Origin of the sequence: Stieleria marina, from assembly GCA_007741555.1 — a bacterium.
GTDB lineage: Bacteria > Planctomycetota > Planctomycetia > Pirellulales > Pirellulaceae > K23-9.
On the sequence record CP036526.1, the window covers coordinates 1254380 to 1268195 of the forward strand.

The 13816-nt window shown below is 55.3% G+C and carries 9 protein-coding genes; 4 read left to right on the plus strand and 5 right to left on the minus strand.

The window, feature by feature from the left end; genetic code table 11:
* Positions 1–101: 101 nt before the first annotated feature.
* From K239x_RS04480 to K239x_RS04490, 3 genes are all read left to right on the plus strand, one after another.
* The gene (locus K239x_RS04480) at positions 102–896 is read left to right on the plus strand and encodes a TrkA C-terminal domain-containing protein (RefSeq protein WP_145416443.1); all 795 of its coding nucleotides are present in this window, start codon (positions 102–104) and stop codon (positions 894–896) included.
* Positions 897–1159: 263 nt separating this feature from the next.
* A complete protein-coding gene (locus K239x_RS04485; RefSeq protein ID WP_145416444.1) occupies positions 1160–2011 on the plus strand; it encodes a sugar phosphate nucleotidyltransferase in 852 nt (283 codons plus the stop codon).
* Between the two features lie 3 nt (positions 2012–2014).
* Positions 2015–5335 carry a UTP--glucose-1-phosphate uridylyltransferase gene (locus K239x_RS04490; RefSeq protein ID WP_145416445.1) on the plus strand — a complete coding sequence of 1107 codons (3321 nt, stop codon included), beginning with the start codon at positions 2015–2017 and terminating at the stop codon, positions 5333–5335.
* A gap of 35 nt (positions 5336–5370) precedes the next feature.
* Here the strand turns inward: K239x_RS04490 and K239x_RS04495 are convergent, their stop codons facing one another.
* The 5 genes from K239x_RS04495 to K239x_RS04515 all read right to left on the minus strand — a co-directional run bounded on the left by K239x_RS04495 (position 5371) and on the right by K239x_RS04515 (position 12104).
* Entirely contained in the window at positions 5371–8049 is a 2679-nt protein-coding gene (locus K239x_RS04495; protein WP_145416446.1) for a hypothetical protein, read from the minus strand.
* A gap of 339 nt (positions 8050–8388) precedes the next feature.
* Positions 8389–8811 carry a hypothetical protein gene (locus tag K239x_RS04500; RefSeq protein ID WP_145416447.1) on the minus strand — a complete coding sequence of 141 codons (423 nt, stop codon included), beginning with the start codon at positions 8809–8811 and terminating at the stop codon, positions 8389–8391.
* Positions 8812–9050: 239 nt separating this feature from the next.
* Positions 9051–9485, minus strand: a complete 435-nt coding sequence (locus K239x_RS04505; RefSeq protein ID WP_419189666.1) for a hypothetical protein — start codon at positions 9483–9485, stop codon at positions 9051–9053.
* 246 nt (positions 9486–9731) lie between these two features.
* Positions 9732–10529, minus strand: a complete 798-nt coding sequence (gene trpA, locus K239x_RS04510; RefSeq protein ID WP_145416448.1) for a tryptophan synthase subunit alpha — start codon at positions 10527–10529, stop codon at positions 9732–9734.
* Positions 10530–10760: 231 nt separating this feature from the next.
* Entirely contained in the window at positions 10761–12104 is a 1344-nt protein-coding gene (locus tag K239x_RS04515) for a hypothetical protein (protein WP_145416449.1), read from the minus strand.
* A gap of 99 nt (positions 12105–12203) precedes the next feature.
* Here K239x_RS04515 and gpmI point away from each other — a divergent pair, with 99 nt between their 5' ends.
* Positions 12204–13799 (plus strand): 2,3-bisphosphoglycerate-independent phosphoglycerate mutase, encoded by a 1596-nt coding sequence (gene gpmI / locus K239x_RS04520; protein ID WP_145416450.1) that lies wholly within the window; start codon positions 12204–12206, stop codon positions 13797–13799.
* Positions 13800–13816 lie beyond the last annotated feature (17 nt).

A 13816-nucleotide genomic window follows, 5' to 3' on the forward strand; every position in this document is an offset into this window, starting at 1 on the left:
TGCCGTTTTGCGAGATGCAACGCTGGCTTTCGACCGAAATGAAAGTGGCGTAAGCTGGCGGTAGGTTTTTATTTCGTTTGTGTCTTTGGTAGTCTCTGCTGATGATCCCAGTCATTTCTCTTTTGGTGACGCTTGGGTTGTCGCTCTTGGTGACTCGGATAGGCTCGGTCGCTTTGACGCTGACCGGCATGGCTCGCGAGGTCGCCCGATTTCAGGCGAGGTCAGCCTACAGCGGTTGTGGTTACACGACTCGTGAAGCCGAGCAATCTTTGGCCCACCCGGTTCGTCGTCAAATTGTGATGACGCTGATGTTGCTGGGGAACCTCGGCGTCGCGGCAGTCGCTGGTACGGTGGTGGTGTCGCTTACCGCGAACTTGCAGGGGCAAAATCTGTTGCCCGCAATTTGCTTGCTGTTTGGCGGGCTGTTGGTTTTAGGAATTGTTGCGCAAAGCAAATGGATTGAGGACCAGTTGAATGTCGTCATCCAATGGTCTCTGAAGAAATGGACGAAGGTAGACACCCGTGACTATGTTTCGCTGTTGCAATTGACAACCGACTACGCCGTGACGGAATTGAGTGTCAGCCCCAATGACTGGCTGGCAAAGAAAACGCTGATCGAACTGCGTTTGCCGGCCGAAGGAGTGCTGGTGTTGGGGATTCGCCGGCGAGAAGGAGACTACCTAGGGGCACCGCATGCGACGACCGAGATCCGAGCCTTTGATACCGTCGTGCTGTACGGCCCGATCGGCCGCATTAAAGAATTGGACGAACGACGGTCAGGGCGACGCGGCGACAAGGCTCACCAGTCAGCGAAGGCCGAGCACCACGAAAAACAACTGCAAACGGATGATGCGGAGCCAGCGGCCAAGACCAAGGTGGTGAGTGAAAGCCTCTGAGTGGTTGAGTCGCTGAGTGTTTCAGCCGCGCATTGGGACGCGAGGCTCCGGTCTGAAGCTCCGGCGTTGAAAGCCATTCGTTAGAATCGGCAAATTCGTTACGTGCCACTCTCCAGCGTTTAACCTTCTGCAGTGGCAAAGCGGGATGGTCCTGCACCGACTTTTGCATGATTATGCTGCGATGATCTTGTACTCCTTTTCTTTCGATACCGATCCGTCCGCTGATCGAATTCGCTTCTGACTCTCAATAGACTGTTTTCGCTATGCAAGTTCGCAAAGCCGTGATCACCGCGGCCGGTCCCAATCAAAACCGATTGCCGCTTCAACAGTTGGTTTGCCGCAAGGGCGAAGACAAAACCGCGTTGCAGCTGATCGTCGAAGAAACGATTGATGCCGGCATCGAAGAAATCTGCGTCGTGATTAAGCCTGGCGATGAGGACGCTTACCGAAACGCTGCTGGCAGTCATTTAGGGAGCTTGCAGTTCGTGGAGCAGCCGGAGCCAAAGGGATACGCCGATGCGATTTATCGAGCCAAGGATTTTGTCGGCGACGAACCATTCATGCACCTGGTCGGTGACCACCTGTATCTAAGCAGTTCGGATGTTCCCTGCGCAAAACAGCTCGTTTCGATTGCGTCGGAGCACGATTGCAGCGTGTCGGCCGTGCAAGCGACGCGCGAAAACAAACTGCCCTATTTCGGGATCATCAGTGGCAGTCATGTGCCGCGTCATGAAGGCGTATACGAAATTGATCGCGTCGTCGAAAAGCCGACGCCTACGTTTGCCGAACAAGAGCTGGTCACGCCCGGCCTTAGGGCGGGACACTACCTTGGTTTCTTTGGTATCCATGTGCTGGCCAACGATGTGATGACTGTGATTGGGGAGCTGTTGGACCAGCCATCGGAAAAGCCGCCCACGCTCTCCGACGCGCTTTGGCAACTGACCAAGCGACAGAAGTACCTTGCTTACGAAGTCCAGGGAACGCGTTACAACCTGGGTGTTCAGTACGGGCTGCTGATCGCTCAGCTAGCGATCGGGCTTTCAGGTCGGCATCGCGATTTGATTTTGACGGAAATGGTTGACCTGCTGGCCAACCGATCCGAGGTGGCGAGCTGATCTATGAATCCTCTCATCGAAATCATTACTTCGTCAGACGATGCGACTCGAGATCAATCTCTCGAATCGGTCTGCCGCGACGCCAGTTTGAACGAACTACTTTCGCATATCGAACAAGTTGATCAATTCAGGCGCAGCGAGCGGAATCTTTATTTTCGCGTGCGGGCGTTGTTCTTCTTGGCGGCCATTTATCGCTACCACTTGCCGGCGCGTTTAAAGTCCGACCAAACCGGGCTCATTCCTTTTGATGGCTACGAGCATCTGCTTTCACGGCGGTTCTCTGAAGCCATCGATCGATTTGTAGCAGAACAGCAGTCCGGTGGTCCCACCTTTGGTCTTGCTAGCGCTTTGGCACAGGCCTATCACGAATTGGGATTTCAGACGCTGGCCGATCAAGTGCGCCGCAGCGTGCGCACGGTTCGCGGCAATCAATGGATGTTTCGCCTGGGGCACCCCGCGGACCATCCGCTGCGAATTCGACCTGAATTGCTAAAGGCGGATGCACAAAGCGGCGTCATGCCGATGCTGCGAGAGTCGACGGCCGTTCGGATGGATTTTTCACACAGCGCCTGGAGTGACATTTTCTTTCTGGGCATGGATTTTCCGGAAGGTGCACGCGTGCTGAACGTCTCGGTGGATCTGGGCGTACAAGGCCGCGACGATCACACCAGTCCGCCGATCGAAACGTACTTGCGCGTGATCGACGAACCCGTGCTACGACTGGCCAGCGTTGACCTGTTGGCCAAGACAGAGGTGCAGTCGATTGCTGACATGTTCGACTTTGCTCGGGATTATTTGGGGCTGTTGAAAGCCGCCGTGATCGCCGCAGGCATCGTGCCGCCGGGACTTGAAGGCTGTCGCCAATCGATGGGCGAACTGCTGGAACGAATCGTAGGGCCCGGCAAAGGATTGGAGTTGGTCAGTTCGATTAACGATATCCCCAAAGGTTCACGGTTGGCGGTATCGACGAATCTGCTCGGTTCGTTGATTTCGATCTTGATGCGTGCCACCGGACAGGTGCAGTCGCTGACCGGGCCGTTGACCGAAAACGATCGCCGATTGGTGGCCGCGCGCGCGATTCTGGGCGAGTGGCTAGGCGGAAGTGGTGGTGGATGGCAAGATTCCGGAGGCGTCTGGCCAGGAATCAAGCTGATCTGTGGAACGACGGCTAGCGAAGGTGATCCCGAATACGGAATCAGCCGCGGCCGATTGATGCCAGTGCATCACGTCTTGGGCGAATCCGACGCGTCCAGCGAAACACGACAAAAAATCCAAGACTCGCTAGTGTTGGTTCACGGTGGGATGGCTCAAAACGTCGGGCCGATTTTGGAGATGGTAACCGAACACTACTTGCTGCGCAGTGAACGCGAATGGGCGGGGCGCACCGAAGCCATGCAGATCCTGGACGATGTCGTTCAGGCCATTAAAGACGGTGACGTCAAACGCATCGGCGAAGTCACCACGCGGAACTTCGAGGGGCCGCTACAGACGATCATCCCCTGGGCTACCAATCGATTCACGGATCAATTGATCGAAAAGTGCCGAACGAAATACTCCGACCAGTTCTGGGGATTTTGGATGCTGGGTGGAATGGCTGGCGGTGGCATGGGATTTATTTTCGATCCCGCCATCAAAGCCGAAGCCCAGCAGTGGCTTGGCAAGACAATGGTCGCGCTCAAACGCGATATGCAAACCGCCCTGCCCTTCGCGATGGATCCTGTGGTCTACGATTTTTCGATCAATGATCAAGGCACCAGTGCTGAGCTGCGGATCGGTGAATCGGCAAAGATGCCGGATCGATATTACGCATTGGTGCTGCCAGATTTGTTGCGCACCCCGCTGCGTGATCTTTCCAGCGGAACACGAAACGAACTTCAGCGTATCGGTCAGCGCTGTCGTGATCTTGGCAGTGACAATGTGACAGCAGGGTTGTTGTTGGATAGCGTTCTGCCTAGCAGCGATGGTGAAGACGCTCAGGCCAGTTCGTTGCACCAAACGCTACAGGAAAACGGCTTTGATCGTCATCAACACGAACAGATCAGAACAGATCTGCGGAGTGGCCGAATCGGGCTCGCACAGAATCGACTATCGGGTAACACGGAGGTAGCCGACGTGCGCCCCAGCGATGTGATCGATACTCGTGGCGGGATCGCTGCGAAGTACGCCGATCTGGGTGCCGCAGCGATTCGTGACGGGCAAGTCGCCGTGGTGACGCTGGCAGCCGGCGTCGGCAGTCGTTGGACGGAAGGAGCCGGCGTTTGCAAAGCACTTCACCCGTTTGCCAAATTCGCTGGTCGGCACCGCAGTTTTTTGGAAGTGCACTTGGCCAAAAATCGTGCGGTCACCCAAAAACATGGTGGTTCGATTCCCCATGTCTTTACGACCAGCTACCTGACGGATGCCCCGATTCGTGATCATCTCCAACGTTTGGATAACTATGGTTTTGACGGATCGCTAAACGTATCGACAGGACGTAGTGTGGGCCTGCGGATGGTTCCGATGGTTCGCGATCTGCGTTTTCTGTGGGAAGAAACTGCTCAGCAGGTGTTGGACGAACAGCAGCAAAAGGTGCGCGAAAGTGGTCGCGCAGCACTGATGAATTGGGCCAGGACGTCAGGGGAAGGCAACGACTACACTGACAACGTGACCAGTCAGTGCATGCATCCGGTGGGACACTGGTACGAGATCCCCAATTTGCTTCGCAACGGATTGCTGGCGGACATGTTGGATCAGCAGAGTTCGCTGAAGTATCTGATGTTGCACAACATCGACACGTTAGGCGCCAACGTCGAAGCGGGGTTGTTGGGACGACACATTGACGGCGGTAACGCGTTGTCGTTTGAAGTGATTGGTCGTCGTCTGGAAGACCGTGGCGGCGGATTGGCGCTGGTTAATGGACGCCCACGATTGGTCGAAGGTCTTGCGATGCCGAACGAACAAGCCGAATTCGGGTTGACGTTCTACAATTCGATGACGACTTGGATCGAAATTGATGCGTTGTTGTCGTCCTTTGGGCTGTCGCGCGAAGACCTAAAGAACGCGACAAAAGTTGACGCAGCAGTGCGGACCATGGCGTCGCGACTTCCGACCTACATCACACTCAAGGAAGTCAAAAAGCGTTGGGGCCACGCGCAAGAGGACGTGTATCCGGTCGCTCAGTTTGAAAAACTTTGGGGCGACATGACCGCGCTGCCAGAGATTGACTGTCGGTTCTTTGTTACCGAGATGAATCGTGGCCAACAGCTCAAGGCTCAGGCACAGCTGGATCCATGGAAGCGAGATGGATCGGCTGACTACATCGATTCGTTATGTGCTTGGCAGTAGACGATCGCGGCGTCGCGGAGGGCGCCGCACTGCGACTACAGCGTGCCACCTTGAGTGCGAACCGCGGCTGGGGCGGCAATGATCTCGAACTGGATTGCGGACTGCCCGTACTTTTCGACGCCGACGTCTTCCATTGTCAGTTGTAGACGGTATTTGCCGGGGGCGAGTTTGGTTGGCAGACTCATTTGGTAAGCGACGAAGTAGTCCCGTAGCACATTGCGAGAGATCTGTTTGTCGGCTGGCAAGGGTTGAGCGATCATCTTTTCGCCCGCTTCGTTGTAGACGTCGTAACTGCCTTTTAAGTGCGTCTCGAATCCAGCGTCAATTTTGCGGACTGCAAAATTTTCGACTTCGCAATACAAAATCACAGGCTGGCCAGGCGTGAATTGGCGGCTCGGAAACGGCTTGATCTGACCATACGCTTCGATCTCGGTGCAGAATTCCAAACTTCGCACTTCAAGTGCTGTCGCAGCGGCCGACAAGTGCATCGTTGCTTGACGAAGCTTCGGCAGAGCCGATGAGAAACGTCTGCCTGCGACCGGGTGACCATTGGGATCGACGATCGTATGGAGACCTTCCAGTTGATTGCGCAAGAACTGTTGCTCTTCATTGCTAAGCCCTTTCAGATCCTTCAGTGCGGCTTCATGGTTGCCGGCCAAAACCATCAAGTGACGAGCCATGATCTGCCGTCGATTGTTTTCCGCGGGCGTTTCCGCTTTGTCCGGATCGGTCAGTCTTGCTAGGAGTGCGTCGTATAGCTGTTTGTCCGTCATCGCTTGGGGCGAGGTAGTCTTTTGTGCGGCAGCCAGCGAACCAGTGGCCGTCGGCGTACTCTGTTTGGATACGGCTGGCGAAACCGGTACCGTCAATGTCGCATCAGCTACTTCGGTTTTTACGATTGAGACAGGTGACTCCAGCGACACATCGGGCTCTTTGGTGATGTGCTTTGCGGAGTTGACGTTTGGTAGTTCAATGCTGCTTCGATGAATGTCCGCGGTGTCGGTCTGGCCGACGGTTTGTGATCCGCCACTTTGCGGCATGTCGCTGGGCACCAAAATTGATTTGGGAAGCATGCGGTCGTCCGGCTTGATTTGCTGATGCGAAGCGACCTGCCGCACGGTGTTCTTGCGTGAAGTGTCTTCGCTTACGATGTCATCATTCTGGAGTCGTTCGATCAAGTCGTCTGGACTAGGTAGCCCGACTCTGGAGACGCGAAATTGTTCGCGGTGCAATTCATGGGGCAGGACATTGAGTTCTTTGGACAGCGATGAAAACGCCAGGCTCTCGCTGGCCCGTTCGACCGCCTTTCGTTCACTAAGTTTGTTGGCGGATGCGACGGACGTGTCTGTTTTGCCTTTTTGGGTGGTGGTCGTTTTGGCAGCGATTTTCGGCTCGACCACTTGAGGAAAAGGCGGCAGCACCCACTGGGTGTTCCGACGGGCGGCTGCTTCAGCCACTTTCGGCTGGGGTTTCGTTGGAAGAGCTGGCAGAAGAAACGATCCTTCGGATGACTTCACTGATTCGGCCACAGCGACCGGCGAAGGCTGTTTGCTTGGTTGGCTCGGTTGGATTGATCGTGGTTCGGGCGACTGCGGTTGGGGGCGACTAGCGTTGGCGGAAGGCTGCGGAGACTTTGAAAAGACGACTTCCGGCATTTGAGGGTAGCGCGAGCCATCAGTAGCTGGGAGTTCCAGTTGATTTTGATCACTAGCCTTTCGTGTCGGCGCGACCAAATCGGATACCTGAATGTCTCGCAGTACCGAGCGACGTTTTGTTTGCTTGGCAGGTTCGATCTGATTGACAGAGCTGGGCTGCTTGGCGGCGAGTTGCTGTGTTTTTGGAGTGGAGCCAGATCGCCCGGACCCGATTCGATTGGGGGCTGTTTCGGAACGCGTCTTTTTCAGTGGTGAGAGTTCTGGTAGTTGGTCGAGTGCGGAGAGCAATTGTTGGTTGACTGAATCGGGCTGCGCGGTTGCGTCTGCATTTTTGGACAGGTTGGCAATCAGTCGCTGCATCGCCCGTTTGCGAACGTCGGCAGGAAGCTCACTGAATCGAGTTTTGCGTGTTGGCTTGATCTCCGTCGTTGTTGCTTTGGCCTTCGCGAGCGTTCTTGTCGTTGAGGCTTGAGGTTTTGGTTCTTCAGGCTGCTTGTTTTGTGATCGTTGCGTGGCTGGTTGCGACGATTGAGCTGCTTGCTTGGCCCGCGTTTTCATGCGGTTGGCAGCCAGAAGTGCTTCGACAGCATCTGAACGTTGAGGCTGTCGTGCAGCAGCGGGGGCTCGCATAGCAGCGGATTCATCGCTGGGTTGCTTTGCGACTGTCTGGCGTTGAACAACCGATTTAGCGACCGCAAAGGGATCTTGAGAGCTCTGCTTGGCTGTCGTCGGTGTCGCAACGGTTTGCGAATTGGCCAAGCGTGTCTTGACGCTATTTGACTTTGGCGGCGTAACGGAGTTTTGCGGCAGAGTGATCGACGTCTTGTCGTTCGTCGCCTGCGCGTTGTCTGGCGTTTGCGTGGGGATTGATACTGCCAGGCGCTGCGGTAGCTCTTTTACGTTTGATTGCCGGATCGAGAGATCTTCGGTCAGTTGAATCTGTTGCCTTTGCGGCGCAGTCCCCCGGCAACCGAGCGTCATCGTTACCACGATCAGTGAACATACGACTGGTGACCAGCGTGAAGCGTGCATCCGTGCTTCCCAAATTCTTCGTAGCATTTTGATGAAATCCCTCTGCGTGCGATGAACAACCTTCTGTGATTGATTCAAACGCGTGGATGTAGCAACGCCATGGAAATACTCTGTCGAACATCCGTCGCGACGGATCGACCACCCAAATTCAAGACGCGTCAGTGTTGGTTACGAAAAAACGCGGGCGACAAGCAACGCCAAAGTGCGGGTGAACAAAAATTGATGGACAAGTTGTCAGGAGTTTTGCCCGTCAAACAGGCTGCTGACGGCAAAAGAAATTGACGCAAAAAGCTCTGTTGCAACGCGGTGCAGCAATGCTAGCGTGAAGAATTGCCCGTCGTGAAACCGTGGAAACGACGGTTCGGGTCACGATTCGCGTTGGGAAAAGTCGGGGGTGTCGACTGCGTATGCTTCGATTTCAAATGGGTTTTCGCGATATCCGTCTCGGCCGCGAGCGTACAAGTAGGCGGATGCAGCCAAGTAGGCGGGGACAAACAGAGGGCCCCAGCGTTCATATTGTTTGACATGAACCGCTTCGTGCCGTCGTGTGACATCAAGGGCGACCGCATGAACGCCAAACACCACATGGCCAAACGTCATTGCCATCGCGGGCATCGGCATCCGGCCCAGTGCTTTTTCGATCCTCGGCCCAAAGATTTCGACGACTCCATCGATGCGTTGGAATCGTCCGCCCAAGATCAGACCGATCGCGATTCCTGCAATCGTATACGGCGACGCCCAAACATAGGCCAAGCACCGAAGGATCCACTTGAGCGGTGAGAGCTTCATTGCGCCGCGGGCCAGAGGGAACTGTCGATTAGAAAACTAGCCGAGCTTGCGGAGCGGAGTGCTCGTCAGCCTGGGCGGCAGATCGACCAGCTCGCATGAAAGTTTGATGCCAATCGATCGCTTGCAATCATGGTATCAAAAAAGGGTGGCTACCAGGACAAAGCGTCTTGGAGTCCACCCTGAAAAAGATGTCATTGCCATTGCTGGAAAGCAAAGTCAGCGGCCTTCAATGGCTTCGCTTAGGCGTCCAGCGCGTCGGCGTTTTCTTCTGATTCGTCTTCGCATCCGCTGGCGTCGTAGTCGCAGTCTGCATCGAACTCATCGGACTGAAACATGTCAGCTTGCTCTTCGGTCAACCGCACGTAACCCATCGATCGGAGCACTTCCAGGACTTCGCTGCAAGTTGGGAACATGCGACCGGAGTTGTGTTTGTAATCGTCCATGGCACGCATGAAATCAATTTCGTCTTGGTTGTAGTCACGTTCGCAAGTGGTCGGGTCGATGTGACGACGACGCTGCTTCTTGCGGCGAGGGCTTTTCATGACGCCCGTGTCCAACGCTTCTGGATTGCCTTCTCGACGCTCGTCCCGGCGACGGTCCATGGTGACGGCGGTATCGACATCGATTTGGGTTTCGGTGGCAGTAGCTTTATTCGATGGATTGGACGATGCCATAATATGATTCCTTAGCGGAGAGCGGAGCCGACCTGCCCGTGCGAAAGTTTGCGGGCGGCTCAGATTGAAAGGGTGCTGTGCGTTGGGCCAAAAAAACATAGCACGCGTTTTCGCTAAAGTTCGCCGACTACGGTCACTTTTCTGCCTAGAAAAGCTGTACGGATTGGTAAAGAGGTCCGTCTGTATCGGTCGCAACACTTGGCCGAGTGATCGGCCGTGTCAAAGAAGTGTTTTGGGAAAAATCGATCAAGCGTTGTCGATTGCTTGGCGTAGTTCACCAACGAATGACTTCACGTTTTCGGTTGCCTCGGCCGCATCCTTTGCCGCTGCGATTCGTCGCACGACCGCGGAGCCGACAATCAAGCCATCGGAAACGGGGGCCAGTTTTGCGGCGGTCTCGGGGCCGCTGATTCCAAAACCGATGCAGATCGGCAGGTCCGTTTGCGAACGCAGCCACTGGACGTTGTCAGTCAGGTCCTTGGGGAGTTCGACTCGCTCGCCAGTAATTCCGGTGACCGAAACGTAGTACAAGAAACCCGAAGAAGAGTTTGCGATCTGGACTTGTCGTTCACGTGGTGTCGTCGGCGTAACGAGCTGGATCAAACTAAAGTCAGCATCGCGACAGACCTGGGCGAATTCGTCGGCTTCTTCGACCAACAGATCCGGCACGATCGCGCCTGCATAGCCGGCGGCCTTGGCTTGCTGCACATACTGCTTCAGGCCCGTGCGAAAGATGATTGCGTAGCTGACCATCGTGACCAGTGGCATGCCATCGGCCGGGAGTTTTGCTCCCATGTCAAACACATGCTGCAACCGAAACCCATTGTCCAAAGCTCGCTGATACGAAGCTTGAATTGTCGGGCCATCGGCGATCGGATCGCTATACGGGACTCCGACTTCGCACAAATTCGCTCCCGCCGATCCGATCTCTTTCAAGATGGCTTGGGTGGTTTCGATATTCGGGTCGCCTGCCGTCAGAAACGGCATCAGTGCCTTGGTGTTCTTTGAACGGAGATCAGCAAAGAGTTTGTCGACAGCAGACATCGAATATCAATTTTCCGGCAGATAGATCAGTTGCAGATAGATCATCGGAGCAAACGGCCGGGTAATCAACGCCGGATCGGGCTCCTAAGCAGGCTCATCGGGAGCGCACCTTACGAAGTCGCATCAGTCTATCGATGGGCGAAACGAAAACCAAGCCGCCCAAAGATCACGCAGCGATTCACGCCGAAGGAGTTACCTGAAACGGCAGGTCGAAAACGCCTAAATCCGAAACTAGCGACCCGAGTCGCGGATCGCATTTTCGACTGCCGTCGCGATTAAGAACCATTGAAACAACTGCCCCATGGTGAACGTGTCGATTTGGGGGATTGTCAGACTGACTGATGGACAGATCGTCGCGCAGGCGGTTGGTGCCTGAAGTTCACGCTCGTTTGCTATCTCTGCCACGACGTCGTCGCCGAACCAAACTTGCCGAGTGAGTGGAGCATCGGTCCGCGTTGATAGAACCTTCAGGTCGACGACGAGCGTATCGGTCGACAGCAGCGGGCGGCGATGATTGTCTTGCGGGCAAACGCGAGTCTGGAATCGCTCTTGCTGGATCTTGCCACCCGTCGTCGTGACGAGCCGTTCGTACCAATGTCCAAACGATTCGAGAGCCAAACACGGCACGTTGAAGACACGCTGGACCAGGCCCAGGTTCGACCTGGATTGTCGGCAGGCAGCGACATACTGAAGGACGATGTTTTGATCGGCCGGAGTATTCAGAAAGTGCTCTTTGATTTCATGCGCGCCGCCAAGCAGTCGCATGCAATCGAGTCCAAGCATCGCCGCTGGCAGATGGTTGGCCAGTGCCAACGGGTTGAGCGTCAAAGCATCATCGCCGGCGTCGAAAATTTCGTGGCACCCAATTGACCGAGCGAGTGTATCCAGCCAGTTGCCAGGCTTTGCAAACGGGATCAAAAACCGCGGTAGCAGCGCGTCGGACTGCTGACGCAACTGACTGTGCAACGTGTCCAGCAAATGCGGGAGGACTTTGGGCACGTAGCTGGCGTTGTCGTCTTCGTTGATCACAACAAGGGCGAACGCGTTGGGCGCCGATTCGCAGGTTGGCGTCGACAGGCGATGCAACAGAGAGTTGAGCGAATCAATGTCGTCGGTGTCGCCAGCAAAATAAATGCGCGGGCGACTTCCGCGTTCTGCTCGAGTCAGTTCGTTGTGCATCGGGTCGCAACAGGCCCTGAAGATTGCTCGCGTTGCTGCCAACGACGAACTGTCACCAACCACGACCACTGCGTCGATCTGGTCCTGCATGCTGTTGGCGATCCGAAACACTCTTCCCAGAGGCGACGTTTCACGATGTGATTGGTATTCGCCATGCAAACGTTCGGGAAGCGTCAGCAACGTGGGTTGCGTTTGGTTGGTTTGCCACGATTCGCGGATCTGCTCCAGCGAACCGCGCAGCGCATCGATCGGCGCTAGAGCAGTGACAGGGAGATTCGTCTGTTGGAAACGCGGAAGTGAAATGTGGTTGTGCTCTCTGGCGAGGTTTCGAGGAGGTGGTTTAAAAGACGTGGCTGAGAGGACCGGTTGAGCTGGATGGTAACGGATTTTGGCCAAAGCACCCACCGTTCCGACGTCGATTGGCGTGCGTTAGGATTGGGGATGAATTGACTGGCTGTTCCCTGATTCTGTTCCCTGATTGTTGAGATCTGTGTCGTGACCGAAGTCCGCAAAAAACCTGTTGTATTGATCGTCCGTGACGGTTGGGGCGAGAACCCACACAGCGAATGGGATCACGCAAACGCTGTGCACCTGGCCAACACTCCCGTGTCGGATCGGTTGATGGACAAGTATCCCAACGTGTTGATCAAAACCTCTGGCGAAGATGTTGGGTTGCCTGCGGGGGTCATGGGCAACAGCGAAGTTGGCCACCAAAACATTGGAGCCGGGCGAATTGTGGACCAGGAAGTCATGCGAATCACCCGGGCGATCCGCGACAAGTCCTTCTTTGAAAACAAGGTTTTGCAAGAAGCCGTCGCCCACGTCAAAGCCAGTGGCGGCACACTTCACCTGCTGGGACTGATGTCCGATGGCCGAGTTCACAGTGATTTGAATCACGCGCTGGCGATTGTCGATTTGGTCAAACAGAGTGGTCTGAAAAAATTCGCGATCCACGCCATCACCGACGGTCGTGACACGTCGCCAACAGGCGGTATCAACTACGTGGGGCAGATTCAAGAAAAATTGGACTCGGCTGGTGTCGGCCGCGTCGCCAGCGTGATCGGTCGCTTCTATGCAATGGATCGTGATTTTCGTTGGGAACGTGTCGAAGCCGCGTACAACATGATGACACGAGGAGCCGATCGTTCCGCAGCGTCGGCTTCTGAGGCAATCCAGGCATACTACGACGCACCTAGCGATTCCAATCGGACGGGCGATGAGTTCATCACGGCAACCAGCATTGAACCAACGGAATCGGGACTGGTTAAAGATGGCGACGCAATCATTTTCTTGAATTATCGCGGCGACCGCACGCGTGAGATCACCAAGGCGTTTGTACTTCCCGATGACCAGTGGGCTGAAATCGAAGGTGGCGGTTTCGACCGCGGCGAGAAAATCAAAGACCTGTATTTTGCAACAATGACCGGGTACGAAACGGGATTGCCAGTCAACGTTATCTTTGAAAAACGTGCCAAGATGCCGTCGATCTTAGGCGACTATGTCAGCAGTTTGGGGCTGAATCAGTTTCGCTGTGCGGAGACCGAAAAGTATCCCCACGTGACGTTCTTTTTTAATGACTACCGCGACGATGCGTTTCCCCACGAACAACATGGCATGGCGGCATCTCCTCGCGACGTGCCGACTTACGACCAAAAACCTGAGATGGCCGCTGCGGAGATCACGGAGAAAGTACTAGCGGAAATCGAAGCGGGTACGGCTCATATGATCATCGTGAACTTTGCCAACGGGGACATGGTTGGGCACACCGGAGTCGTCAAGGCGGCTGTCAGTGCGGTGGAAACCGTGGATGCCTGTGTCGGCAAGATCGTCGATGCAACCCTGGCCAAAGGTGGATCGTTGGTGGTGACAGCTGACCATGGCAACTGCGAACAGATGATCGACCCTGTGACCGGCGGCCCGCACACGGCACACACGACCTACGATGTTCCGTTGATCGTTGTCGAAGAAGGCATCGAAGGCAAAAAGCTTCGCCCCGGTGGTCGCCTGGCTGACATTGCACCGACGATGTTGGACCTGATGGGCTTGGACAAACCGTCAGAGATGACGGGCGAATCGTTGCTACAAGTCTAGCGCGGCCGACGTCGATT